This window comes from Microbulbifer sp. THAF38, assembly GCF_009363535.1.
GTDB lineage: Bacteria > Pseudomonadota > Gammaproteobacteria > Pseudomonadales > Cellvibrionaceae > Microbulbifer.
Genome location: NZ_CP045369.1, coordinates 670442 through 696547, shown reverse-complemented (window position 1 = coordinate 696547; position 26106 = coordinate 670442). Strand labels below are relative to the sequence as shown.

Sequence of the window (26106 nt, the reverse complement as noted above, 5' to 3'; positions counted from 1 at the left end):
TGTAAAAACCTATCAACTTCAAAGCAAAATACTCTCAATCTAATCAGGCAGCAGCAAATACAAGTATCGATGCCAATATTGCATGTCATAAAGATGATATTCGCTATATTCAGATACAGCATCAGATTTCGATCGAGAGTTCCATCGCAGTCAATTAGCAACCGCCATTCAGAGGGCAGCCCTTTTAAGCGATAAAAAATGGCTCAAAACCAGTTTAAGCTGCTCGGTACACGGCGTTTCCTGCCGCTGTTTATCACTCAGGTTCTAGCAGTTTTCAGTGACAATCTGTATAAGAATGCGTTAATTGTATTGCTCGTATTCCGTATGACGGAGGAAGAAGCCAATACACTGATCAATATTGCCACCAGCTTGTATATTCTGCCGTATTTCCTCTTCTCCGCATCCGCAGGACAACTCGCCGACAAAATAGATAAAAGCAAGCTCATCAGAATTTACAAGATGGCCGAAATTGGCATAGGACTCGTGGGTATTGTTGCGCTATTTACACGGCATTATGCCCTGAGCCTGGCGGTTATTTTCTGCTATGGCACCTACGCAGCACTTTTTAGTGCCGCTAAATTTTCCCTGATTCCACAACAGTTAAATAGAATCGAGTTGCTTGGGGGCAATGCACTGATCCAGATGGGATCTTTTATTGGCACATTAGCTGGAACGATCGTCGGTACTCTACTGGTTGGATTCACGCATCCCGGCCAACATGGATTGACATATATCGCCATTATATTGATATGTGTGGCCCTCAGCGGCTATCTAGCAAGTTGCGCCATCCCCAAGGCACCAGCTCCGTCCCCCAAACTGCACATCAATTGGAATCCGGTCGTACACGCCATACGGGTCATGTACTCGGCATGGCAAATACCCTCGGTATTTTATTCAATTCTTGCCATTGCCTGGTTCTGGCTGATTACTACGGCTTACCTGGCCCAAATACCTAATTTTACCCGCGCTGTCCTCGGGGGAAGTGAAGAGGTAATCACCCTGCTTTTATGCAGCCTCACCGTGGGCACGGCGCTTGGATCACTACTGTGCAATTGGTTATCCCGAGGGCGCATTGAACCGGGATTGATACCATTGGGGGCTATTGGCATCACCTGCACCGGCATGGCGCTGGGTTTTCACTCCAGTCATTTTCATACTTTGACCAATGCAGACCTGACACAGTTTTTTAATAGCCAGGGCTCTTTCTTAATTCTTCTCTACATCGCTCTCTTCGGCGTTTTTGGCGGTATTTTTACCGTGCCGCTGTATGCAATGATCCAGGATCGCTCCAGTGCAGAGATCCGCGCACAAATTATTGCCATCAGCAATATGCTCAATTCACTCTTTATCGTCGCAGCAACCCTCTTGAGCATTACTTTCCTGGATATCCTCCAGATCTCTATCCCAAAGTACTTTGTGATTATCGCTTTACTGAATCTGGTAGTGGTCAGCCTGATTTTTGCCAAATTGCCAGAGTTCATTATGCGTGTATTACTGTTACTGCCCGCGAGAACCCTCTATAAGGTCAACTTCAAGGGACTGGATCAAATCCCTAATGAAGGGCCCGCCCTCATTGTCAGCAACCACATCAGCTTTTTGGACCCAGTGATATTGGCAGATATTGTTGAACGCTATGTACGCTTTGTCGCCCATCCAGCTATTTTTAAGTCCCGCCTGCTGCGCTGTATTTTGCATATGAGCGATGCCATTCCCATAGGCTTGGACCTCGATGATCCAAACAGCCGTGAGCGCACTTACAAAGCCATAGAGGAGAGCCTGGAAAACGGAGAATTACTCTGTATTTTTCCCGAGGGGAAAATCAGCGAAGACGGTGAGCTACAGCCGTTTCTGAAAGACATTGAGGAGATTTTACGACGCAAGTCTGTGCCGGTTATCCCCATTGCCTTACATGGCGCCGACGCCCAGGCCGAAAACACAGCGCAGCAGCCAAAGAAGAAAAGGAAACGACGCTTATTTCCCGAAGTTCTCGTTATCGCAGGGCAGCCGGTAGAGAGTATCAATACAGATTCGGAGAGCTTGCAAAAACGAATGCGAGATCTCAAGAAAAACAAAGAGAACAACTAATGGAAAAAAAGAAAGGATAGATAGGTGTCGGCGCAAAGCGGCTTAGTGAGCTAAACGGACCAGGCAAACGAGATGGGTGGAGGGGATAGGAGAAATGCTACTTCAAAGTTGAGCGCACCCGCTGCGGTGAGCGGGTGCCTCACAAGATTTCTGCCGCCGATTTATGCTTTCTTAGCTGAAGCTTCGGTCGCACTACCACCTTTTTTCATCAGCCAGAAGGCGCCGACCAATACCAAGGCCTGCAAACCGATACCCTGCCAAGTGGAGTAGATGCCCAGCCAATCGAAGCTGAACTGTACCGGCAGTGGTGAAATTCCAATCCAGGCCGCCTCCTGCAGCGCTGCAACCGCCTTACCTGCCAGCACAAATGACAGTGCCAGCAACACATAAGTGGTTACGCTGAAGAACTTGCCTATAGGCAGGCTCACGGAGTAGCGCACCAAAACGAAGCCCAGCACCGCAAGGAAAGCGACAGCTGCGCCAACCCCAGCCCACAGAGTGCCGTAGTGGCCGGCAGAGGTCTGCGCCAACAGGGATTGATAGAACAGGATGGTCTCGAAAATCTCACGGTAAACCGCGATAAATGCCAGCCCCGCAATCCCCCAGAGCGCACCGCTACTCAAGCTGCGATTAATGCTTTCACGAATATACTTCTGCCACTCGTCCGCCTGAGTCTTGCTGTGCATCCAGAAGCCCACATAGAAAAGCACTACGGCAGCCAGTAAGGCGGCCACGCCCTCCATCACCTCGCGACCGGCACCGCTGATAGTGATCAAGGTCTGCGCTGCAATCCAGGTGGCAAAGCCGGCAATAAAGGCGCCGATCCAGCCGACATGCACAAACTTGAGGGCGTCACGACGACCGGTTTTGACCAGAATGGTGGTCAGTGCGATCACCACCAACAGCGCTTCCAACCCCTCACGCAGAAGGATCACCAGGCTCGCAATAAATAGCGCGGCGCCTGACAGATTACTCTCCTTCATCAGTGACTCAGCCTGGGCCAGCTGTTGCAAAATTGTCTCGACCTGTGCCCGAACCAGTTGGGGATCACTGTCAGCATTGAGCTGAGCGCGCAATCCCAGCAGCTCGCGTTCGGTTGCTAGACGCAGCCCCTCATCCAGGGAGTCCAGTGAGTTTTCCGCCATTTCGAAACCATCGAGGTAGGCGCTTATAGCCAAGGTGCGGGCATTGGCGAAGTCGCCCTGTTGGTAGGCAACCAGTGATGCCTGTAGTTGAGTGCGCGCCACATCGATGGGAGTGCTTTCCTCTGGACCCTCTGAGGAAAACAGGGCGCTCGGATCTGCCCGCAGAGCCGCCACCGCTTGCGGGGAGATTTCTGGGCGATCATTGCGCAGTACCTGGGGGCTGTACATCACCAGATCCTGCAAGCTCGGCTTTGAATCCGCGGCCGCGGCGCTCTCTCCAACAAATGCCAGACCTCCAACGTAAAATGCCAGGGACCAGCGCTGCTGTTCCGTGAGATTTGCAAAGGGAGTCATAGCGGTGCCATCGATTCCGTTGCTGATGGCATCGTAAAGCCCCAGCAGGGAACGATTCTCTGCGCGCTCACGCTCGTGGAAGTTGGTGGGTGCCGGCTCCAGCCCCGCTGCCAGGGGGCCGTCGCCTCGACCCTCAACACCGTGACAGGCAATGCACTGGGCCTGGTAGATCACACGGCTCTCCTCAATGCTGAGGAGATCACTCGGCAAGGAGAGTGCCGGAGCAATAGAGAGCAGTCCCTGGCGCAACCTGGCCGTGTGAACCTGAACATCACCGACATCGGCTTTGCGCTGGATAGCCGCCTGCAAGGCCTGGGCCTCGGAGCGGATTGCGCTGGCCTCGGTAGAGTCTTCCAGCTGCTGCCCGCGGTCGATCAACAGTTCGGCGAACTCTTCCATTTCCGCGTATTCATCGGCATTGATAATTTCACCCCCGGCGACTGCCTCCGGGTAATCGACGCCAATATATTCCGCCATTTGCATCAACTGGCGCAGCTCCTGCTCGGAGAGCCCCGATTTTTGGGCCTGGGCAGGAATTATCGAAATGGCCAACAAGACTATAAACAAGCGGACCAGATAATGGGAAAGGCGCATGGAGAGTCCTTTTCAGTTGCAGCAAACAATATCGGTTATGGGACGCATAATATAATTGATAATTATTCTCACAATAAGGCCCGCCTGAAACTTACTGATACCTCTTCTGTAAACTGAAAGCCTTGCATTTTGAATTGCGCGCAATTAAATTGTAAACAACTTAAATAGATGGAGCACACTATGTCCAACCTCTACTCAATTCCCGTTAAGACTGCTAGTGGCGAAACTACATCCCTGGAAGACTACAAGGGCAAGCTGATCCTTGTGGTCAACACCGCCAGTAAGTGCGGATTCACCAAGCAATACAAAGGGCTTGAGGCGCTCTACGATCAATATAAAGACCGCGGCCTGGCCGTACTCGGCTTCCCCTGCAACCAGTTCGGCAAGCAGGAACCCGGCAGCGATGATGAGATTCAAGAGTTCTGCGAACTGAATTTTGGCGTCAGCTTTCCCGTTTACGCCAAGCTGGATGTCAATGGTCCCACCGCCCACCCACTATTTGTAGAGTTGAAGAAACGTGCACCGGGACTCCTCGGTACCGAGGGCATCAAGTGGAACTTCACTAAATTCCTGATCAGTAAGGACGGCAAGGAAGTTAAGCGCTACGCGCCAAAGGACACCCCAGAGTCCCTGCAGGAAGAAATCGAACGGATGTTGTAAGCGTGATTTGTGATGACGATTCCGAGCTGGCCCTAAACCGCCAGCTCTGCTTTGCTCTCTACGCCGCCTCCAGGGCCATGACAAAAGCCTACCAGCCCATGCTGCAGGATCTGGGCATCACCTACCCCCAGTACCTGGTTTTGATGGTGCTGTGGGAGTGGGCCAGTGAAAATGAAAAAGGCGCAGACGAAGACGCGGGTAGTAATGCGGACAGAAGTGTCGGCGCTCTGGGGCAGCGGCTGATGCTCGATTCCGGCACTCTCACCCCACTGTTAAAGCGCATGCAGCAGCATGGCCTGGTCGAGAGAAGCCGCGCACCATGGGATGAGCGCGTCACCTTAGTTGCCGCCACCAGTGCTGGGCTGGCGTTAAAACCCCGGGCCAAGCAGTGGGTACAGCAAAACTTGCAAGGCTCCAACATTACCCGTGCCGAGGTGGAGCAACTCCACAGTGACCTTTGGCAGTTTCTACACAAGCTGGAAGATAACAATTTCAAAGTGCCCGCTAAATAGCCCTCCGCAATGGCCTCCCCAGCCCCCATGACTCGACTAGCCTGGGGGCAAATACCGCCAAATGTAGAAATACGCTCAACAAATAAGGAGCAAAATAGGACAATCTCACCCCAAAAAGATTATTTAAACGTATTATTAGGACATGTATTGACCTGCAGATCAAATAACATCCATAATGTGCGAAATCCAGTCCGAAGCCGGTATCTCCACATATGAAGACTGACAACCGCACCTACAGCCACTGCCATTTCGCCCTAGCTTTCTCGCTGCGACTGCCCCTAGGCGGCATATAATTTTTCTCCCCCCACCCTGAACAGAATTCCCAACTTTATTTGGACGGCGCGTAGACAGCGGCGAAGCCCCTTGTTTAGCCTCGAAACAAATAAGGAGAAAAGACAGAAATGAGCACTACAAAAGAAAAATTAGTCATTTTTGATACCACTCTGCGCGATGGAGAGCAGAGCCCCGGCGCCTCTATGACCAAAGAGGAGAAGGTGCGTATTGCCCGCATGCTGGAACGTATGCGTGTAGACGTGATTGAGGCGGGCTTCGCCATCGCCAGCCCCGGAGATTTTGAAGCGGTGCAGGCGGTCGCCGAAGCCGTGACCGAAGCCCGCATCTGCAGCCTCGCCCGCGCCGTCAACGCCGACATAGTGCGTGCCGGTGAAGCCCTGAAAAAAGCCAATGCCTCCCGCATCCACACATTTATCGCCACCTCCCCGATCCATATGCAATATAAGCTGCAGATGGACCCTGAGGATGTACTGCAACAGGCGGTCAAAGCGGTGAAGACCGCGCGCCAGTTTACCGATGATGTGGAGTTCTCCCTGGAGGACGGCAGTCGCTCCGAGCCGGAGTTTATGTACCGAATCATCGAGGCGGTGATTGCCGCTGGCGCCGGTACTATCAATATCCCCGACACTGTCGGCTATGGTGAACCGGGCGAGTACGGCGCCATGTTCCGCCGGGTCATCGAGAGTGTTCCCAACTCCGACAAAGCCATCTTTTCCACCCACTGCCACAACGACCTGGGCCTGGCGGTGGCCAACTCCCTGTCCGCCGTTATGAACGGTGTACGCCAGGTGGAATGCACCATCAATGGCCTGGGCGAGCGTGCCGGTAACGCCTCCCTGGAAGAAATCGTGATGGCGGTACAGACCCGCCAGGACCTCTACCCAGTGCAAACCGGCATCGACACCAACCATATTGTGCCCACCTCACGCATGGTCTCGTCGGTAACCGGCTTCCCAGTACAACCGAACAAGGCCATTGTCGGTGCCAACGCCTTTGCCCACGAGTCCGGCATTCACCAGGATGGGGTACTCAAACACCGCGAAACCTACGAAATCATGCGTGCCGAGGATGTGGGCTGGGGACAAAACCGCCTGGTGCTGGGCAAGCATTCTGGCAGGGCCGCCGTGCGCGCCCGCTATGAGGAGCTGGGCATCGCCTTCACCGACGGCGATGAATTCCAATTAGTGTTCCAACGCTTTAAGGAACTGGCCGATAAAAAGCACGAAATTTTTGACGAGGACCTCCACTCCCTTGTGGCCCTGCGCGAGGAACCGGCGGAGCGCTTCAAGCTGCTCGACCTGGATGTGCGCACTAAAATCGGCAGCGCGCCCCAGGCCTTTATCGAGCTATCTATTAATGGTGAGTCCCTCCAAACCGAGGCCCAGGGCGGCGGCCCGGTGGATGCCACTTTTAAGGCCATCGAACAGATCGTTAGCAGTGGCGCCGACTTAAAACTGTATTCCGTCAACGCCGTCACCCAGGGAACAGATTCCCAGGGCTCAGTTACCGTGCGGTTGGAAAAAGACGGTCGCCTGGTGAATGGTGTTGGCGCCGATACCGATATTTTGATTGCCTCGGCACAAGCCTACATGGATGCGTTAAACTTGCTCGCCATTAGTGAGAGTAAGAAACAGGGCGTGTAAGTGAACGAGCTGCAGCGAGCGGAATATCTGTCGGTACTGGGCATAGCCAGCTATGTGCCGCGCTTTGTATTGCCACTCGCTCCCGAGCCCCGCCAGGCGGAGTTGCCGCCGGCGGAGCCGGATAGCGCCGCAGGCCAGCCGCTGCAGCAAGCTAACAACCCCCTGCCGCAGTCTGTGGCACAGATTGTCGATGTCCCGGTAATCCAAAAGCGCGATACTGTCGCGGCAGAGATCAGTGCACTCACCGGCGCAACAAAGGTACAGGCTCCGGCAAAGCCGGCCATTGCTACCCCCGTGGCGGCACCGAGCCAGCAAGTGAAGCCTTTCGTGCTCAACTGCTGGCGTCTCGGCGAAACCCTGCTCGCGGTGGACAGCCACGAACCCGGTGCCGCACTACCGCTCGATGCCCTGTTCGGCAACATTGTGCGCGCTCTCAACTGGCACGAGTTACCTCGCCAGCAGGAGCGTCTGCACTGGCCCATGGCGGAAAACCGTTTCGGCCCGGCAGCAGATGCCTCAGAGGCCCGCGATACCTTTTCCAGTTGGCTGGAGGCCTCCTGCTCGCGCTACCCGGTGCAATCTATCTGGCTGATGGGGCGAGAGGCACAGGAATTCTGTACCCCACAAACCCTCGAGAGTGATATCAATCACTGGGGCAGCGTACGTATCCTACCCATGCCGAGCCTGTCCCAGTTATTGCAACAACCGCTACGCAAGCGCGAGCTCTGGCAGCTTCTACGCAAGGCCTACCCCGCTGAGACCCGCGCTCAATGATATCTTTGAGTAACGGACTGAATTTACGACTCGCCGAAGAGGCGGACTGTGCCGCCCTGGCAACTCTGGCGTTCAGTGCCCACAGCCACCCCTGGAGTGAGACACAATATCTGCAAAGCCTGAAAGCCGGACACCAGTGCTGGCTGCTTTGCAGCGGCTCTGAGACTGTCGCCTGCTGTGTCGTCAGCAAGCTGTTTGACGAGGCAGAAATTCTCGATGTGGCTGTGGCGCCGCAGTGGCGCCGGCGCGGCTTGGCAGAAATGCTGCTGAAACGTCTTATCGGTGAGCTGCAGGAAGATATCCGGCGATTGCTGTTGGAAGTGCGGGCCTCCAATCTCGCCGCGCAGTCACTCTACCGCAAACTGGGTTTTTCCGAGGATGGCTTGCGCAAGAATTACTATCCCGCGGATAACGGCGAACGCGAAAATGCTGTACTCATGAGCCTCGCCCTGGCAGAACCGCAACCGTAGAATCATACGGCGGACGTTTTTAGCCTTTTTTCTTGCTGCGCATCCCAGCGCAGTTTTCCGCAGGCGATACTGCCGAGCCGTTTTTATATTGTCAGGCCACTCCAGGGCAGTATGAGTAAATCTGCCCACTCAACCGATTTGTTGGAAAGAGTTATCGAATGTCGCTATCAAAAAGCAGTCCCTCACTCCTAGAAGGCTCCGTTTCCGACCACCTGCAGAGACTGGCTCTGCCCATGGTGTGGGGTATCCTCGCGGTAATGTCTTTCAATATCGTGGACACCTACTTTGTCTCACAGCTGGGTAATGCGCCCCTGGCAGCGATGAGCTTCACTTTCCCAGTGGTGATGGTTATCAACAGTTTCTCCATTGGCCTCGGCGCCGGCACCTCCTCTGCAGTGGCCCGCGCCTATGGCGCAAGGGAAGTCAGCAATGTACGCCGGCTGGTAACAGACGCCTCGGTACTGGCGTTGCTCATCTCTCTAGTCATTACCGTCGTCGGCCTGCTGACTATTCGCCCCCTTTTTTCACTGCTCGGCGCCAGCGAAGAGCTGATGCCGCTGATTGAGGACTATATGGTGCCCTGGTATCTCGGCACTATTTTCGTGATCGTACCCACCATTGCCCTCTCGGCTCTGCGCGCTATCGGCAACAGCGCACTGACCGGGCGAATCATGGTGGGCGTAGCCCTGTTCAACCTGATTCTCGACCCCATTCTGATCTTCGGGTTACTGGGTTTTCCCCGGCTGGAATTACAGGGAGCGGCCATCGCTACGGTGGTCGTGCGCGCCCTCAGTTTCTTTATCGCCTTCTATTACCTAATTCGCAGGGAAAACCTGGTGGCCGCGCCCCAGTGGCACCTCGGCACTCTGATCGAATCCTGGCGCAAAGTCCTCGCCGTGGGGCTGCCCGCAGTTCTCACCAATGTGATTATTCCCATGGCTGGTGGCGTGGTGGTGGCACTGGTAGCCGTACACGGCGACGAGGCCGTGGCCGGACTCGGTGTAGCCCTGAGGATCGAGCCTGTAGCTCTGATTGTTTTTTATGCACTGTCTGCCGTGGTGGGGCCCTTCATGGGGCAAAACGCCGGGGCCGGCAACATAGACCGGTTGCGGGAGACCGTCAGTGTGCTGGCACGCTTTTGCCTGGTGCTGGGGGCTGGCCTGGCGGTACTGCTGTATTTTATCGGCGAACCTGTGGTGCGCCTGTTCAGTGACTCCCCGGAAGTTATCGCCGTGGCTGTAGCCTATTTAAGCCTGGTGCCATTTAGCTATGCCGGCTACGGTTTTGTGATGTCGGCCAATGCCGCCTTCAACGGCTTGGGTCGGCCGCTGCCCGCGACCATGATCTCGTTCCTGCGGGTACTCGGTGTCTACCTGCCGTTGGCCTGGATCGGCAATTATTTCTGGGGTATGGCCGGGCTGTTTGCCGCAACCGCCGCATCCAACCTGCTACTCGGTGCCTTATCCTGGTGGTGGCTGCGTCACGATACACGCCAACGCGGTGCGGAAGTCAGCCCGACAGAGTCCCTGTCCGCCAGTTAAATTCAACTTCTCAAGAATCTCGATCGGCAGTCCTACTGTGTCCCTCTATATGGAACAGGACTGCCATTCCCTCATTTTGCAGTGCGCTATCTCACGCTACGGCGCGATATAAGGAAACATCCGCCGCAACCACCAACTTGCATATTGCTTCCCTCTTTGCACGTTAGTTTCAGCCGGAGCTGGGCCCAGCGTCTGGTGAAGCTTACTAATTCCCAATCAAGGATGGTGACTTATGCAAGAAGAGGAAAGCCTATTATTTCGGCGGCAACTGTAGCGCGATGCAATCCTGTTGGCCCTTCTCTCGATCCTAGTCTCAACAAGCCTGGTGGGTTGTGACCAGGACGATCCAGATCCTCCCCCGGGAGACGATTCCGGAGATGGCGGCGGCGATGATGGCGGAAATGGTGGTGACAGCGGCCCCTGGATTCTGAACACCACCGGTGCCCGCGCTCCCTATATCTACGAAAGCAACAGCAACGAACAGGTTTTGGTGAACGTTCAGACTGCTGAATCGGTCACGGTGGATGGCAAGGATTACACCCTGGTGAGCGCGACCGGCATCCCGGATTACGAAACAGAAATCACCGACAACCTATACGATTGGCTGATCAACCGGCCCAAGTCTGCCACGGACTTTGTCAGCGGCAGCCCCATTGTACAAATCGGCGATATTGTCAGCTTTGGCCAGGACATCGGTTACCGCAGCAACTCTCAGAGTTGTGCCACGGGTGCTGGATACGGCTACTGGCCCCCCGGCCCCATGTGCCCGGAGAATGTCTCTCATCAAGGCTATTTTCCCCTGGCACCGGAGGAGTCCGATGAAAGTTGTGAAAGCGGGCTTGGCGCACAAGGCTACTGGGTCAACGGCACTTCCATCTACCAGTGGAGCGATGGCCAGGTTTTGGATGGTACCTGGCACACCTTGGCGCCTGTGGCAGAAGTGTACGACGTGGATATCTGTGGCGGCCATGCGGCCCGTGGCGATTATCACCACCACTTCTACAGCGACTGCTTGGCGGATTTAGTTGAGGATTCAGGCGATGGCCATTCCCCCATTTACGGCTTCACTGCCGATGGCTACCCCATCCATGGCCCCTGGGAAGCTGATGGAGAACTGGCTATAAGCAGCTGGGCCATTCGCAATTACGACGACCCTGGCGCACCCAGTGGTTGTGGCATTGCCGGGGAACGCAGCTGCCTATTAGTCGACGAGTACGATCTTACCAAGGGTACTGAAGCACTGGATAACAGTGGCCCCAGCACCAGTGATACTTTCACCTCTTTATCGGGAAATATCTTTATTACCGAGTCCGGTTTTTTCTATGAGGATTATTACTGGGATAGTGACCTGACCGCCCTGGGCGGTGCCTACCTGGATCAATACAACGGCCACAGCGATAGTGAACGCGGTTACCACTATCACCTCACCGTGACCCAGGGCGAGGACGGGCAGCTTACTCCAGCCTTCCCCTACACCTTCGGACCGCGCTTCTACGGCAAACTGGATAGCCAGACCATTGTCAGTGTCTGCTCCGATGAAGTCGGCGGCGGTGTACCGCCAGGGCCGCCACCAAGGTAAGCCTGAGCCTTTAAAGATTTGCATTTATCTTTAAGCACTGATGCGGTTGAACCGTGCTGTGGGATTTCCCTGCGGTGCGGTTGGCAAGCTCACCCCCACAGCTGTAATTCCCTCTCACGGCTCGTCCCAGCGGCAAACTTTGCAAAATTTAACAGTGCCAAACCTGTGCCAGAGAGCCGCACCAAATTTTTTTCAACGCACTGAAAGATTGGCATAGTGAAAATGAATGACTTCCCAAGGCCCATTGGGGAGAAACGGTTTTTCAGGCATAGCCGTTTTCACGCAAAGGCCCGTTTAAAGGCAATTGTGAATAACGTTTTTTATCGGGTAAACCAGCTCTGCAAGCTCCTTAATTGTCCATATTTTGTCCTCTTTTCTTCAGTACTTTCAGGTGACTTCTCCTTTGATGCCAGGGTTTCCCATGAAAATAATAGAAACACTCCATCCAGACGGACGCTCGCTTTTATCTTATGCCCTCGCTCTCACACTACTCACCGGCGTTCTGCAGGGCTGCGGTGGTGGAGGGAGTTCCTCTTCCGACACAGAAACCGGTAGCGAGAGCAGCGACACTTCGACTGACACTGATAGCGGGGATAACGACGAGAACGAGGAAACTGGCGAGGACAGCGGCAGCTCAGAGGATACCGGCGTCTGGATCGTCAATACCACTGGCGAACGCGCTCCCTTTATCTACGAGAACAACAGCAATGAGCAGGTCCTGGTCAATGTGCAGAGTGTCGAATCCGTAACGGTAGGCGGCAAGGAATACACCCGTGTATCCGCAAGTGGAATCCCCGATTACGAAATTCTGATCACCGAAAATATCCTCAACGCCCTGTTGACCCGCCCCAAAATTAATAGCGATTTCCTCAATGGCAGCCCCAATATTCAAGAGGGAGACTTTATTAGTTTTGGCCAGGATATCGGCTATCGAAGCAACGCCTCTTGTGGTGCAGAAGCCGGCTATGGCTTCTGGCCCCCGGGCCCTGTCTGCCCGGAGAATGTCTCACACCAGGGCTATATCCCCAAATCCCCGGAAGCCGCGACAGAGGACTGCGAAACCAGCCTCGGCGTGCAGGGCTACTGGGTAAATGGCACCTCAATTTATCAGTGGAGCGATGGCCAGTCTGTCAACAATACCTGGCATACGCTCGCTCCCCTGGCCGAGGTCTACGATGTGGATGTCTGTGGTGGCCACGCCGCCAACGGCGACTACCACCACCATTTCTACAGCGACTGTTTGGCAAACCTGGTGGGGGATGTGGGTGATGCCCACTCGCCAATTTATGGTTATACCGCCGACGGCTTCGCGATTCACGGGCCCTGGGAAGGCGACGGCCAATTGGCAATAAGCAGTTGGGCGGTGCGCGACTACGACGATCCCAGCTCCGAAACCGGCTGTGGCACCGCCGGTGAGCGTTCGTGCCTGTTGGTCGATGAATACGACACCAGTAAGGGCACTACGAGCACTAACAATGCCGGTCCATCCACCAGCGGCAGTTACACCTCCCTATCCGGTAACGAGTTCGACACTAGCGCCGGCTTCTTTTACGAGGACTATTACTGGGACTCCGAGCTGACCGCCCAAGGCGGTGCCTACCTGGACCAATACAACGGCCACACCGATGAAGAGCGCGGCTACCACTATCACTTGACGGTCACCCTCAGCGATGACGCCCAATTGGTGCCCGCTTTCCCTTTCACTTTTGGACCACGCTTTTACGGAAAACTGGATGACCAAACCATTGTAAACCGGTGTTCTTCGACCATTGGGCGCTGACACCGAGCATCATTTGAGGTGAATTTCCTATGAAAATAATCGGGTATTTTCTTGCCGGATTCCTGGCCTGGACCGTTGCGGCTGAGGTTGCTGCCCAACCCAGCCCAAATTCGGGCCGCAATAACGACCAACGCTCGGTAAGGGAAATACCTGTTCGCGGCCCTGTCTCCAGAGGGCCCCAGAACAATGCTGATAGCGATAACACAGAAACCAGTGATACAGATACCAGTAATAATTCCTCCACTGAGAGTGGTGATGACTCAACGGAAACACTGGAAGAAACAACAAACAGTTCTAATGAAAACAATACTGAAACTGGCGAGGAGCCGGAAGATTCGAGCGATACCCCTACGGACAACGAGAACTCAGAGGGAAATACCCAGGACTCAGCCGATAGCGAATCGGCCTGGATTTTAAATTCCAGCGGCGAGCGCGCTCCCTTTATTTACGAAAGTAACAGCAACGAGCAAGTGTTGGTGAATGTGCAGAGCGTAGAGTCCGTTAGCCTGAATGGTAGGGAATATTCCCGTATCACCGCCACCGGTATCCCCAACTATAAAATTGAAATCACCCAGGAAATTCTCGACAGTCTGCTCAATCGCCCGAAAGCCTACAGCGACTTTCTCAGCGGCAGCCCCATGGTACAGGTGGGCGATGTCATCAGCTTTGGTGAGAATATTGGCTACCGCAGTAACTCATCCTGTGGCGCCGATGCTGGTTATGGGTTCTGGCCGCCGGGCCCGGTATGTCCGGAAAATGTTGCCCATGAGGGCTATATCCCCAACTCCCCGGAAGCCGCTACGGAAGACTGTGAAACCGGGCTCGGTGTACAGGGCTACTGGGTTAACGGCACTTCTATTTATCAGTGGAGCGATGGCCAGTCCGTCAACAACACCTGGCATACCTTGGCACCCTTCGCCGAAGTCTATGATGTGGATATCTGTGGTGGTCACGCAGCCAATGGCGATTACCACCACCATTTCTACAGCAGCTGCCTGGCGGAACTGGTGGGCGATGATGGCAGCGGCCACTCGCCGGTTTACGGATACACCGCCGACGGTTACGCCATTTATGGCCCATGGGAAGACGCTGGCGTGCTGGCGCAAAGCAGCTGGGCCATTCGTGACTATGACAATCCCAATTCCGCCAGTGGCTGTGGCGAGGCCGGTGCACGTACCTGCCTGCTGGTCGATGAGTACAATATCGACCTTGGAGTAGTCAGCACCAACAGCAGCGGCCCCTCCACCGACGGAAGCTACTCTTCCCTATCCGGTAATGAATTTACCACCAGCGCCGGCTTCTTTTACGAGGATTACTATTGGGATGCCAACCTGACCGCCCGTGGCGGCGCTTACCTGGACCAGTACAACGGGCATAGCGACAGTGAGCGCGGCTACCACTATCACTTGACCGTGAGCGAAGACAACAGTGGAAAACTAATTCCGGCCTTCCCATTTACCTTTGGTCCCCGCTTCTATGGAAGGCTGGATGACCAGACCATCGTCAACCGGTGCTCAACCACCGTTGGCCGATAATTGATGCGTAACCCAGGAGAGAGCAGCTTATGAAAATGCACAGGTATTTTACTGCCGGGTCCCTGGCCTGGTTGATAGCGGCGAGCAGTCCCACACTGTCGGCCCAGCCCAACCCTCATGCGGGTCACAACGGCGATCAACACCCTGTGATAGAAATCCCCGTGCATATGGCCGCACCGAGAATTGAACTGGATATCAGCAGGGATCGCATGTCCGGTTTTAATTTACATATTGCCTATGACCGCTTTGAACTGGAGTCGCCCCGCTATGCCAGCGATAAGCCCCAACACTTCCTGGAGGGGCACGCACATCTCTATATCAACGGTGAAAAAATACAGCGGCTTTACGCCGCCGACGTACATTTGCCGGAAAAACTACTGAAACCCGGCTTCAACCAAATCACCGTGACTCTTAATGCCCACGACCACAGCACCTGGAGTCGCGGCGGCAAGCGGGTTTTGGCAACCCTGTTTATCCAACGCGATAAGGACAACTTTGTTCTGCACCGCTTTTCCACTTCACCTATTGCCTCAGGAGAGGGCGGTGAAAAGGGGAACGCCTCGCTCGGTGTAGCCCATAATGGCCGGTGAGCAGCTGGTGATTACCCCGCTGTTTTTCACCAAACTTGCGCGGAGATAATTCGGCACAGCCGCTTCTCAGAATAACTGTTGGAAGCAGACGCAAAGATATATTGACTATGAATTTCGAAAGCCGCTTACCTTTTGCTTCTGCGCTGGTAGTAGGCAGGAACTTAGATTGCCCACCTATTTACTGTAGGTGTACGCTTGGGTAATCACCCGCATGGGCAATGCCCGAAGTGGCGGAACGGGAGAGTCCGCTGTACTGACTGTCCGCAGGAAGGACTACATAAAAGATGTCATTAAATATTCGCAACAAACTCAGCCTGGCCTTTTTACTGACTACAGCAATTACGGTCGGCGGTATGTTTGTATTCTTCCAGTGGAGTTTCAGCCACGGCTTCCAGGCTTATATGCGTGCACAGGAGCTGCGTGATGTAGAGGGGCTGGTGCAGGCACTGGAGCGCTTTTATAGTCGCAAGGGCAGCTGGCAATCACTGGAAGCCAATGGCTCGGAATGGGTGGACCTGCACCGACAAACCATTTTTAAACAACTGGGGCGCCGCCCTCCACCCCCACCACCGGGGGCAGGTCCAAGGCATCGCCCCCCCATGGGTAACCAACTGGGCCCCCGCCTAAGTCTGTTCGATAGTGAAAAACAGCTGGTCATTGGGCGTCCAGCCCCAGCGAAGGAATTACTTTTTCAGCCCATTCAAGTGGAAGGTAAAACCGTCGGCTATCTCACGATCAACCCCCCTCCCGCCCTTTCCAATAATTACGAACAGGGCTTTATTCGGGAGCTGTCCCGCACTTTTGCGCTGATTTCCATCGCCACTTTTGTTCTTGCCCTGGCCATCGCCCTGCCCCTGGCCTGGCAGTTGGTACGCCCTATCCGCCGCTTGGCCGAAGCAACCCACCGTCTCACTTCGGGAGACTACAAAACCCGAATCGATATCGAGAGACGTGATGAACTGGGCCAGCTGAGTGCAGACTTCAACCGTTTGGCAGCAACTCTGGAAGCCAATGAACACGCGCGCAATCGCTGGATGGCCGATATTTCCCATGAGTTACGAACACCACTGGCAGTACTCAAAGGGCAAATTGAAGCGTTGCAGGATGGTGTACGCACAGCCACACCGGAAAACCTCAATATTTTGCACGATAAGATTCGCCAGCTCAGCCGTTTGATCAATGATCTCTATGAACTGTCTCTCTCTGATGCCGGCGCCTTGAACTATTGCAAATCCGACCTCCCCCTTGGACCACTGCTGACCAGGGTGGTAGAGGATTTTCAAAGTGCGTTTGCCCAGAAAAATATCGACCTACAATTACAATGTGAGCTGGCTGAAAATAAATTCATTTACGCCGATGAGGCGCGTCTGCAACAGCTGTTTGGCAACCTCCTCACCAATAGCTTGCGCTATACCGATAGTGGCGGTCAGTTAAAAATCAGTGCCCGCGCGGAAGCGCAAACAGCTATTATCACCTTTGCCGACTCCTCCCCCGGGGTCACCAGTGCGGACATCCCCCACCTTTTTGACCGCCTCTACCGCACCGACGCCTCACGCAGTCGGGAAACCGGAGGTGCGGGTCTGGGGCTGTCGATTTGCCAGAATATTGTTAAAGCCCACGAGGGTAGTATTTCCGCCGGCCCATCCCGCCTGGGAGGTCTGGAAATTAGTATTTTTCTCCCTCTCACCGAGAGGATTAAATGGTAGGAATAATGGCTGCAAGGATTTTAATTGTCGAAGATGAAACAGAACTGGCCAACCTGCTGCTGGATTATCTTGAAGCTGCCGGTTACCAGGCTGACATACTCACCAATGGCAATGAAGTCATCCCCCATGTTGACGCCCAACCCCCAGACCTGATTTTGCTGGACCTGATGTTACCAGGGAAAAGCGGCCTGGAGATTTGCACGGCAATCCGCCGCTACAGCAACGTGCCGATCATTATGCTGACCGCCAGAATTGAAGAGGTGGACCGCTTGCGCGGTTTAGAAGTTGGGGCGGACGATTATGTGTGCAAACCCTATAGCCCCAGGGAAATTGTGGCCCGAGTCAAAGCCGTTTTGCGTCGCACTCACAGTTCCGAGCAGCAGAGATACGGGGAAATCCAACTGAGATGTAGCACCGGCCAGCTGCTGATCGGAGGGCAGGATGTAGGCTTAACTGCACTGGAGTTTCACCTTTTCGAGCTTCTCTATAGTGAGCCCGGCCGTATTTTTTCACGCGACCAAATTATGGACCGTATTTATTCGGACTACCGGGTAATCAGCGATCGAACCATCGACAGCCACATTAAAAAAGTGCGTAAGAAAATTGCGGCCTTGCTACCGGATAAGGAATTAATTCACTCTGTCTATGGAGCCGGGTATAAATTTGAAGTGCAGTAATTACTAAAAAGGGGGAAGGAAAGAATACACTGCGCTCGGGACCGTATGAGGCATGGATGCCGATTACGAGCTTACAGGGATGTATTCACAGCGCGTCTTGAGCGCAATGTATTCTTTCCTTCTGACCCAGTAGTATTACCGTCTCACTTTACTTTGAAAAAAGCTGGGAGCCAGGCTCCCAGCGATAGCACTACAAAGCCTCGGTGGCCGCCTGTAACCAGGAAGCGGTTTTTTCACTTACCAGCGGTGTAACGACCTCCCGAACACGTTGGTGATAGCGATTCAACCAATCCCGCTCCTGGGAGGAAAGGAGTGCTATATCGATCAGCTCCCGGTCAATCGGCACCAGGGTTAACTCCTCAAACTGTAAAAACCCAGGATAATCCGCACTCTCTTTTACAAACACCAGATTTTCAATACGGATACCGTATTGACCGGTGAGATAAAAACCAGGCTCATTGGAGAGGATCATGCCCGGTTGCAGCGGGGTATTGGTGATCGCTTTACCGATGCGCTGCGGCCCCTCATGCACACTGAGAAAACTGCCGACACCGTGGCCTGTCCCATGGGCATAGTCCAAACCCACATCCCAAAGGGATCTGCGCGCAATCGCATCAATCTGTTCTCCACAGGTCCCCTGAGGAAAGCGTAGAGTGGCGATAGCAATATGTCCCTTCAGCACTCGAGTAAAGTGCTCTCGTGCAAGCGCGGGAATTTCGCCCAAGGCCACCGTGCGGGTGACATCGGTGGTGCCATCGGGATATTGAGCACCGGAATCACACAGGTAAATCCCCTCTGCCGACATTTTTAAGCTCGACTCCGGGCTCACCCGGTAGTGCACTATGGCGCCATTGGGGCCGTAACCGGAAATTGTCTCAAAGCTGTTGCCGCGGAAGCCTTCTCGCTCCTCGCGCTTGCTATACAGCAACTTCACCGCCGCAAGTTCATCCAACCCGTTTTCCACCGCAGTGGGCAACTCAGCCAGGAACTCACACAGTGCTGCACCATCGCGCTCGTGCGCCGCCCTGGAACCTGCCAACTCCACGGCATTTTTGCACGCCTTGGCCTGTGTCACCGGGTCTCGCTCCAACAGCAACTGTAAATCCAGGGCGCGCAGCTGCTGCAGGGTCCAGCAATTACTGATCGCAGGGTCTACCCAGATTCTATTTACATGACGGCGGCGCAAACCTTCAAACAGTTGGCCCTTCTCAGTCACCACCATCACTTCCCGCTCTAGATGCTCCAAAAGCCCTTCGCCGACCGCCTGCTCGGCCAGATACAAAATTGCGCTGCCGTCCCTAAAAAGCACCCCGCTGGAAAGCGCCACAGGCAAGTGGGGAATATCGTCACCTCGGATATTAAACAGCCAGGCGCAGCTCTCGGGGTTTGGTAGCCACAAGGCGTCTACACGTTTTTCCGCCAAAAGCGTCGCGATGCGCTGGCGCTTGTCATTGGAGTGCTCCCCGGTAAACACATAGGGGTGAGGGCAGGCTTGACCGCTGGGAGAGGCCGGCCGATCCCGCCAAATCGTATCAATTGGGTTCTGCTCCAGGGGCTTCAGGGCGATATCCCGTTCAGCCAGATATTCTCTCAACAGTACCAACCCCGGCTCGGTGTGTAGACGAGGGTCAAAACCCAGCGACTGCCCCGCGCTCAACTGATCACCCACCCACTTGGCGATGACCTGATTATTCAGGTCCTCCAGAGCGATCGGCAAATCCCCCAATTGCTGCTGCCCTTGCAGGGTATAGCGACCATCCACAAATAGGGCTGCTTTATCCAGTCCAATCACCGCCATACCCGCTGATCCGGTAAAGCCCGTGATCCAGGCCAGACGCTCATCTGCCGCAGGCACATACTCGTTTTGATACTCATCGGCCCGGGGAACCAGAAAAGCCTCCACGCCCTGTCGCCGCAACTCTTCCCGCAATAGCTGTAATTGTTCCTGACTCATACTTCCCCCATGGTTTTCCAGCACCCAAGCCACCTATGCAGCCGAATAACCAGCTGCTGCTCTTTGTGATGACCTTGACTCGACTGAAAAGTCGAATTGATTCAAAAAGATGTTCTGGAGTGCCAGCCGCGCTGGCAGCTCCGCCCATTGACACCACCGAAATGGTTTATATGCCCAGTTTTAGAGACCAATTTCGCAGTATACCCCACCCTTGTAGCAGTGCCGGCGTGTATAATGCAGACCTGTTTTTCTTCCGAATATCGAGTGATCGAACCTTAAAATATGGGCCAGAGTTCTTCCCTGGCGGGCTTTGCCGGCCGCCGCACCTTCGCAATTATTTCCCACCCCTATAAATCCCCCACTGTCACAGCCTGACAACCTACGACAAAAAATTAGTAAATCCCGCAAAAAACCTTATTTTTCTGCCTTAGACCCGCGACAGCCTAAGTCACTCAAAACCAACCCCAGCCGCAAAAAATGTGTACATAGACGTGTACACAAATCGCCTTTTTGTTAGCCTTAAAAAATATGTACACATGGAGGTTGTTATGGCGTTGTCGGATGCCTGGCTGAAGGCTAATTCAGGAAAGAAGATAGAGAAGCGCTTTGAAAAGGCTGATCGGGATGGTCTCAGTGTGCGCGTTACGCCCCAGGGGAAAATCACTTTCCAGCTCCGCTACCGCTACGACGGCAAGGCGGCCCGTGTGGATCTCGGCTCCTACCCTTTAACAACCCTGAAGAACGCCCGAAGTGAAGGCCAGCGACTAAAAGGAAAGCTGGAACAGGGCTATGACCCCAGGGTGGTAAAGCAGCTAGAAAAGCAGGCGATCCTAAATGCGGATTCTTTAGAGGAGCTTTTCCTACAGTGGTATCACTCCTACTGCAAGGAGAACAAAAAGGGCCACCATGAAATCCTGCGCTCTTTTCAGTTGTATGTGTTCCCGGCCGTTGGCCACCTACCCGCCGAAGAAGTCACCCTGCACGAGTGGCTGGCCCTGCTGGAGAAGCGGGCACAGGCCACCCCCGGTATTGCCGACCGCATCCTGACCAATGCCAAGCAAATGCTGAAGTGGGGTGTGCGTCGCAGGCTGATCACTAGCAACCCGATTGCCAATATCAACGCAACGGAAGATCTGCGCATTAAGAAAGGCACAGGCACCCGCTCCCTGAGCCCGGACGAAATCAGCATGATGTGGCAGGCCCTGGAGCACTCGCGCATGGCGCCAAAGAATAAGATCTTCCTCAAGTTGTGCCTGTTCTATGGCTGCCGCAATGGCGAGTTGCGTGTAAGTGAGAAACAGCACTTCGATTTCGAGAAGCGCATTTGGACAGTGCCACCCGCCAACCACAAGATGGGCAAGTCGACCAAGAAACCCCTGCTGCGCCCCATCACCCCCGAGATTGAACCCCTACTGAAAGAGGCCTTTCTGCTGAGCGGTGAAAGCAAGCACCTGTTCAACAATAGCGGCAGCGATAAGCCCATGGGCCAGGGGGCGCCGCTGGCACTGCCCTACAACCTGATGCAGTGGCTACGCCGGCACAGAGACTACGAGATGAAACACTGGTCGGTGCACGACTTGCGCAAGACAGCCAGGACAAACTTTTCCGAACTGACAGAGCCCCATATCGCCGAAATTATGCTGGGGCATAAATTGCCAGGTCAGTGGCAAGTCTATGACCACTATGACTACCTGAAAGAGCAGAGGGAAGCCTATACAAAATGGTGGGAAAGGCTTACCGAGTTCACTGCCCTTTCTCTCTAATAACTAAAAAAAGTTCTATGATCAGAAAATTATATAAAATACTCACGCAAGCAAAGACAGTTTATATATCAAACACTCCAAGTCAGCGCTTCCGCTTTAGGCATTAAGGGCTGTATGCTCAAACAACATTAAACAGGCATCAATAGAGAATGATAGAAGAAGAGCAGGATGTACTAGAGGAGCCCGAAATTAGAGGCAAGCCTGAGAGCTCTGTGGTCCCTAAAGAGCGCCAATCCTTCAAAAAGGTGCGTCGTGAGCTAACGGAAGAAGAACTATCTACTACTGGAGCTCAACGACTAATACTTGACGAGATAGATAGGCTTGAGGAAGAGAATAACTTTCTTAAAGGCATTCAAAGTAAGTATCACGAAGCAGACAAAAAAGCCTCTCTCCTTGAGGAAAAATTAAAAGGGCATACCGCCCTAGAAATTTTATCTTCAGCAGCTCTGGCCATGGGCTCACTTGCAATGGGCTATGCACCTAAAGCATTGGCGGAAAGTCATATGACAGCAGGCATATTTCTTGTTGGTGGAGTTGTGCTGATCATTGGCGGGATAACGGCTAAGGCGGTAAAAGGATGAAGCTTGAATTAAAAGGAATACGTGATAGAGGCAACAAAGCTAGTGAACGTATCGTAATGAGGGCACTTAGCAGGATTGATATCGGTCAGTTTGTAATTTTGGATGCAGGCTATTCTGATGACGGAGTCAACAATGATGTCAGAAGCTCCTATTGGTTTCCAGACCAAGTGATTGAAAAAAATGATTGGGTCGTTCTTTATACCAAGGCTGGAAACTATAAAGAGAAAGTTCAAAAAAGTGGATCTAACGCTCTCTTTTTCTATTGGCATAAACCTGAGGCTATGTGGGGCGGAAAATCGAGAACCCCGGTCCTAATGGAAGTAGATTCTTGGGACTTTGTCGAGCCCAGCGAACCAGGAGAAAAACCTTAATTAGCTGCTGTTTAGGGCACCTCATATCTCAAATTCAAGTCACCACCTTCGGCAAATCCCCCCACCGAGTGGTATAGGCAGGCGATGTAAACGCCTGCCGCATCTTCCATTTTTTCTGGATACCCTCAGCCCCCAGGAACAAAGTCCCACGGCCAAACTTTTTATTGATCCGGTCCATCGCCTGCATGGTCTGCCCTGCCCTGAGTGATTGCCCTGGAGTGAACAGATCCCCCTGCCCCAGTGCGCGAGGAATTATCTCGATAAGCCCGACGCCTGCTTTCATAAAACGGCAGCCGGGGCGGTACAAGTCCGCAATGGCTTCTCTTACCAGCCGCACGATCACCCGCGTGTCGTCGGTGGGGTATGGGGTCTGCACTACGGCGCTGCGGCTGTAGTAGTTGGGCTCATGGGGTGAGGTGTGCAGGAAAAGATGGATCGACTTAACCAGCGATTTCTGTGCGCGCAGTTTCTCGGCTGCCCTGCTGGCGTAGAGGGTGGCGGCTTGCAGTATGGGCGCTAGCTCGGTGAGCTTTTCACCAAAGGAGCGGGTGCAATAGATCTGCTTCTTCGCCGGGGGTTCCTCCTCCAAACCCAGACAAGGGATTCCGTTTAGCTCTTCGATTGTTCGCTCAATATTCACATTGATGCGACGGCGCAAGATTTTCGGGTTGGCCTGCGCCAGGTCATAGGCGGTCTCTATGCCGAAATCCGCCAGGCGCTTGGTAAGGCGACGACCTATGCCCCACACATCATTGACGGCGGTGCGACGCTGCATCCATTGCCATTTCTCGGGCGTATCCAACGCACAGACACCATCACACTTGGGGATTTTCTTGGCCGCGCGGTTGGCGAGCTTGGCCAGGGTTTTACTGGGGGCGATACCCACACCGACAGGCATACGGATATTGCGCCAGAGGGTATTGCGGATCTTGCGGCCGTAGTCCTGCCAATCCTCCTGCAGCCCGTGCAGGTCCAAAAACATCTCATCGATGCTGTAGACCTCCACATTGGGGCCGAACTCGCGCAGAGTAGTCATTACCCGGTGAGAAATATCGCCATACAGTGGGTAGTTGCTGGAGAAGATCGCCACCCGGTGCGCGCGCAGCAGGTGCTGAACCTTGAAAAAGGGCTCCAAGTCGCCGATACCCAGTAGCTTCGCTTCCTTGGAGCGCGCCACCACAAAGCCATCGTTATTGGAGAGCACCACCACCGGGCGTCCGCGCAGATCCGGCCGGAATATCTGCTCACAGCTGGCATAGCAGCTATTGCAATCCACCAGTACCAGCATTCAGCGCGGCCGGTGGTAACGCACCGAAGCCTTTACCACCCCCTCCACAATTAATTCCTGCCCTTCCCAAATGGGGATTGGGGCATAGTCATCATTGGCAGAGAGCAGCCGCCCCTGCTGCTGATCCAGCACTTTGCAGGTGAGCTGTCCATCCAGGGCCACCACCACCACATCGCCATGGGTGGGCTTTAGCGAGCGATCGACAATCAATAGATCCTTGTCGAAGATGCCCAACCCCATCATGGAATCCCCATTCGCCCGCGCCATAAAAGTCGCCGCCGGCTTGGAGATCAGATGCTCATCCAGGCTGAGGGCCGCCTCCTTGTGGTCATCGGCGGGAGAGGGAAAGCCACAGGCAATGCCGTGGCCATAGAGTGGGGAAAGCTTCATTCTGGAAACCCTAAATACTGTATATTCATACAGTTTATTGCCAGAGAGCTGTAATCGGCAAGGGGAATGGATGACTATGAGGCCGGTACCACTCTCAGCAGCGGCCTCACTAGCCGGCTAGGCCGCCTCTTCTATCGGCAGGCTTTTACCTGCGGCCTTAGCCTCAACAGCAAAAATAACGCCCTGCAGGGTTTCCCCCACCTCCTCACCAATCAGCTGCAGCAAGGCAGTACGCGCGTTCTGATTGGGGCAACTCGCCACCCATTCCAGGCCGGCACATAGGTTATTGACGTGGTGAAGTTGTTGAATGTGAGCAGTCATTGGCATGGTCTACCTCCTGTAGGAACTTCAAAACCCTCACCGCCGCAGGAGCCTCCGAGCGACGGCGGCTTGTCGCCGTGAATCCCTTCAGTGATTTATTCGGGCTTTTGGCGACAGACGCCGAAACACTACTAACAAAATCACAGTTTATAAATGAATATTCTGGATTATTTCCAATCTAGCAATGCAAAATGCGGCTGAATTTCGATAATCGAAATATTGTTATTACATGAGGGTACGGCAACGGCTGGATGTTAGAGCCAGGCACACTAGGCAGGCGCCTGCGCGAAGCAAGGATAAGAGAGAGGATGACGGGGGCGCAGCTAGGTAAGAGGCTGGGGCTAGCACCTTCACAGGTTTCTAAAATGGAATCAGGCCGCCAGAAGGTGCCAGCGGAACTGCTACCAGCCTGGTGTGAGGCGGTGTCAATCACCCTGCCGGAAGTGTACGGGGCCGAGAACCTGCACCATTTTGCACAGATACCCTTTCCGCCACTAACAGCACGCCTCTATGCACAACTGCCCAAGGAGTGGCAGCTACATATCCAAAGGTCTATAGAAAGCACCTACCTGGCGCAGAAGAAAGGGAAAGATCCTACTGAGGGGGATTAGCAGGGTTAGCTGGCAAACCCCTTGCCCAAATGGTTATCGGCATACCCGATTGCTGCTCTTACTTTTTCATCATCTAGAGCCGGGAAGTCGTTAACAATTTCAGGGACAGTCATGCCCGCACTCAACATCTGTAGAATGCTCTCAACGGTAATCCTAGTCCCCTTAACACAAGGCTTACCAAGCATCACTTCGGGATCACATTCGATCCAAATCTGGCTGTTATCTAGCATTGTCCCGCCTCCCCAGTAGGTGCACGGCGCCGCGTGATTTCTGACTGCTTTTTGTTTGCTTTCGCCCTTATTCTTAAGCAAAAACTCAATAAAAGAGAACTATTTCATGTTCTTGGCTTACAGAACGATGCCAGTATTTAAGCGCCGGCATTTTAAAAAACACAAAAAAGGATAAGTTGGAATGTTTAGAGAAACTATTCTCAGAAAAAGTGAGCACGGCCACTCCATAGTAAAGGTGGACGAAGTAGACAAAGATGGTAAGACAATTGCCACAACCTACGTGGTTCGCACTCCTGAAGGGGCCGCTACAGCCTATGTAACCGAAGCTTCTGCACAGGCTGCTTTTGAAAACCTGGTAGCTGATCATAAACAAGAGATGAAGCAAAAGCAGGAACTGGAGCTGGAACAGATACAGAAGCAAAAGCAAAAGCAAGAACAGGAACAGGAACAGGAACAGGAACAGGAACCACCAAGCTCAGGCCCCACTTTTATGTAATAAAAGCCCCACCCACTCGCGTTTCAAACGTGAATGGGTGACACCCAAAACTGCAAATCTGGCAACCACTGAGATTCAGCCCACCAAACTGACAATAAAAAAACCCACCAGTATTAACTGGCAGTTTTTTTAGTGTTACTCAGCGGACGACTCTAAAACAAT

General features: G+C 53.7%; 24 protein-coding genes. 18 read left to right on the top strand and 6 right to left on the bottom strand.

Annotated features, from left to right (window positions below):
* Nucleotides 1-198 precede the first annotated feature (198 nt).
* Nucleotides 199-2085, top strand: a complete 1887-nt coding sequence (locus FIU95_RS03125) for an MFS transporter (protein WP_152451395.1) — start codon at nucleotides 199-201, stop codon at nucleotides 2083-2085.
* A 161-nt stretch (nucleotides 2086-2246) separates the two neighbouring features.
* On the opposite strand, the gene FIU95_RS03120 is transcribed toward FIU95_RS03125, so the two are convergent.
* The gene (locus tag FIU95_RS03120; protein WP_152451393.1) at nucleotides 2247-4178 is read right to left on the bottom strand and encodes a cytochrome c/FTR1 family iron permease; all 1932 of its coding nucleotides are present in this window, start codon (nucleotides 4176-4178) and stop codon (nucleotides 2247-2249) included.
* A gap of 180 nt (nucleotides 4179-4358) precedes the next feature.
* Here FIU95_RS03120 and FIU95_RS03115 point away from each other — a divergent pair, with 180 nt between their 5' ends.
* From FIU95_RS03115 to FIU95_RS03060, 12 genes are all read left to right on the top strand, one after another.
* Complete coding sequence (locus FIU95_RS03115; RefSeq protein ID WP_152451391.1) at nucleotides 4359-4838, top strand: glutathione peroxidase; 480 nt, start codon at nucleotides 4359-4361, stop codon at nucleotides 4836-4838.
* 2 nt (nucleotides 4839-4840) lie between these two features.
* Nucleotides 4841-5350, top strand: coding sequence for a MarR family winged helix-turn-helix transcriptional regulator (locus tag FIU95_RS03110; RefSeq protein WP_253868824.1), 510 nt, complete (start codon nucleotides 4841-4843; stop codon nucleotides 5348-5350).
* A gap of 401 nt (nucleotides 5351-5751) precedes the next feature.
* Nucleotides 5752-7287 carry a 2-isopropylmalate synthase gene (locus FIU95_RS03105; protein ID WP_152451389.1) on the top strand — a complete coding sequence of 512 codons (1536 nt, stop codon included), beginning with the start codon at nucleotides 5752-5754 and terminating at the stop codon, nucleotides 7285-7287.
* Complete coding sequence (locus FIU95_RS03100) at nucleotides 7288-8061, top strand: hypothetical protein (protein ID WP_152451387.1); 774 nt, start codon at nucleotides 7288-7290, stop codon at nucleotides 8059-8061.
* The gene (gene rimI / locus FIU95_RS03095) at nucleotides 8058-8531 is read left to right on the top strand and encodes a ribosomal protein S18-alanine N-acetyltransferase (protein ID WP_152451385.1); all 474 of its coding nucleotides are present in this window, start codon (nucleotides 8058-8060) and stop codon (nucleotides 8529-8531) included. The genes FIU95_RS03100 and rimI overlap by 4 nt, the downstream gene beginning before the upstream one ends.
* 158 nt (nucleotides 8532-8689) lie before the next feature.
* Nucleotides 8690-10072: an MATE family efflux transporter gene (locus FIU95_RS03090; RefSeq protein WP_152451383.1), complete on the top strand. Its 1383-nt coding sequence runs from the start codon at nucleotides 8690-8692 to the stop codon at nucleotides 10070-10072.
* Nucleotides 10073-10361: 289 nt separating this feature from the next.
* Nucleotides 10362-11651: a YHYH protein gene (locus FIU95_RS03085; protein ID WP_253868823.1), complete on the top strand. Its 1290-nt coding sequence runs from the start codon at nucleotides 10362-10364 to the stop codon at nucleotides 11649-11651.
* Nucleotides 11652-12072: 421 nt separating this feature from the next.
* Nucleotides 12073-13431, top strand: coding sequence for a YHYH protein (locus FIU95_RS03080; RefSeq protein ID WP_152451379.1), 1359 nt, complete (start codon nucleotides 12073-12075; stop codon nucleotides 13429-13431).
* A gap of 29 nt (nucleotides 13432-13460) precedes the next feature.
* Nucleotides 13461-14966, top strand: a complete 1506-nt coding sequence (locus FIU95_RS03075) for a YHYH protein (RefSeq protein WP_152451377.1) — start codon at nucleotides 13461-13463, stop codon at nucleotides 14964-14966.
* Between the two features lie 29 nt (nucleotides 14967-14995).
* Complete coding sequence (locus tag FIU95_RS03070) at nucleotides 14996-15556, top strand: hypothetical protein (RefSeq protein ID WP_152451375.1); 561 nt, start codon at nucleotides 14996-14998, stop codon at nucleotides 15554-15556.
* 284 nt (nucleotides 15557-15840) lie between these two features.
* Complete coding sequence (locus tag FIU95_RS03065; RefSeq protein WP_152451373.1) at nucleotides 15841-17262, top strand: ATP-binding protein; 1422 nt, start codon at nucleotides 15841-15843, stop codon at nucleotides 17260-17262.
* A gap of 5 nt (nucleotides 17263-17267) precedes the next feature.
* Nucleotides 17268-17939: a response regulator gene (locus FIU95_RS03060; RefSeq protein WP_152451371.1), complete on the top strand. Its 672-nt coding sequence runs from the start codon at nucleotides 17268-17270 to the stop codon at nucleotides 17937-17939.
* A 190-nt stretch (nucleotides 17940-18129) separates the two neighbouring features.
* Here FIU95_RS03060 and FIU95_RS03055 read toward each other — a convergent pair whose 3' ends face one another.
* The gene (locus FIU95_RS03055) at nucleotides 18130-19893 is read right to left on the bottom strand and encodes an aminopeptidase P family protein (RefSeq protein ID WP_152451369.1); all 1764 of its coding nucleotides are present in this window, start codon (nucleotides 19891-19893) and stop codon (nucleotides 18130-18132) included.
* A gap of 548 nt (nucleotides 19894-20441) precedes the next feature.
* Between FIU95_RS03055 and FIU95_RS03050 the strand changes: the two genes are divergently transcribed.
* The 3 genes from FIU95_RS03050 to FIU95_RS03040 all read left to right on the top strand — a co-directional run bounded on the left by FIU95_RS03050 (nucleotide 20442) and on the right by FIU95_RS03040 (nucleotide 22608).
* A complete protein-coding gene (locus FIU95_RS03050; protein WP_152451367.1) occupies nucleotides 20442-21656 on the top strand; it encodes a site-specific integrase in 1215 nt (404 codons plus the stop codon).
* A 149-nt stretch (nucleotides 21657-21805) separates the two neighbouring features.
* Nucleotides 21806-22237, top strand: coding sequence for a hypothetical protein (locus FIU95_RS03045; protein WP_152451365.1), 432 nt, complete (start codon nucleotides 21806-21808; stop codon nucleotides 22235-22237).
* Nucleotides 22234-22608, top strand: coding sequence for a hypothetical protein (locus FIU95_RS03040; protein ID WP_152451363.1), 375 nt, complete (start codon nucleotides 22234-22236; stop codon nucleotides 22606-22608). Before FIU95_RS03045 ends, FIU95_RS03040 begins: the two co-directional genes overlap by 4 nt.
* A 34-nt stretch (nucleotides 22609-22642) precedes the next feature.
* Here the strand turns inward: FIU95_RS03040 and FIU95_RS03035 are convergent, their stop codons facing one another.
* The 3 genes from FIU95_RS03035 to FIU95_RS03025 all read right to left on the bottom strand — a co-directional run bounded on the left by FIU95_RS03035 (nucleotide 22643) and on the right by FIU95_RS03025 (nucleotide 24613).
* Nucleotides 22643-23896 (bottom strand): Y-family DNA polymerase, encoded by a 1254-nt coding sequence (locus FIU95_RS03035; RefSeq protein WP_152451361.1) that lies wholly within the window; start codon nucleotides 23894-23896, stop codon nucleotides 22643-22645.
* The gene (locus tag FIU95_RS03030; protein WP_152451359.1) at nucleotides 23897-24286 is read right to left on the bottom strand and encodes a LexA family transcriptional regulator; all 390 of its coding nucleotides are present in this window, start codon (nucleotides 24284-24286) and stop codon (nucleotides 23897-23899) included.
* 117 nt (nucleotides 24287-24403) lie between these two features.
* Complete coding sequence (locus FIU95_RS03025) at nucleotides 24404-24613, bottom strand: hypothetical protein (protein WP_152451357.1); 210 nt, start codon at nucleotides 24611-24613, stop codon at nucleotides 24404-24406.
* A gap of 245 nt (nucleotides 24614-24858) precedes the next feature.
* On the opposite strand from FIU95_RS03025, the gene FIU95_RS03020 reads away from it, so the two are divergent.
* The gene (locus FIU95_RS03020) at nucleotides 24859-25218 is read left to right on the top strand and encodes a helix-turn-helix domain-containing protein (protein ID WP_152451355.1); all 360 of its coding nucleotides are present in this window, start codon (nucleotides 24859-24861) and stop codon (nucleotides 25216-25218) included.
* A 5-nt stretch (nucleotides 25219-25223) separates the two neighbouring features.
* On the opposite strand, the gene FIU95_RS03015 is transcribed toward FIU95_RS03020, so the two are convergent.
* A complete protein-coding gene (locus tag FIU95_RS03015) occupies nucleotides 25224-25448 on the bottom strand; it encodes a DUF433 domain-containing protein (RefSeq protein ID WP_152451353.1) in 225 nt (74 codons plus the stop codon).
* 181 nt (nucleotides 25449-25629) lie between these two features.
* Here FIU95_RS03015 and FIU95_RS03010 point away from each other — a divergent pair, with 181 nt between their 5' ends.
* Nucleotides 25630-25944 (top strand): hypothetical protein, encoded by a 315-nt coding sequence (locus FIU95_RS03010; RefSeq protein ID WP_152451351.1) that lies wholly within the window; start codon nucleotides 25630-25632, stop codon nucleotides 25942-25944.
* Nucleotides 25945-26106 lie beyond the last annotated feature (162 nt).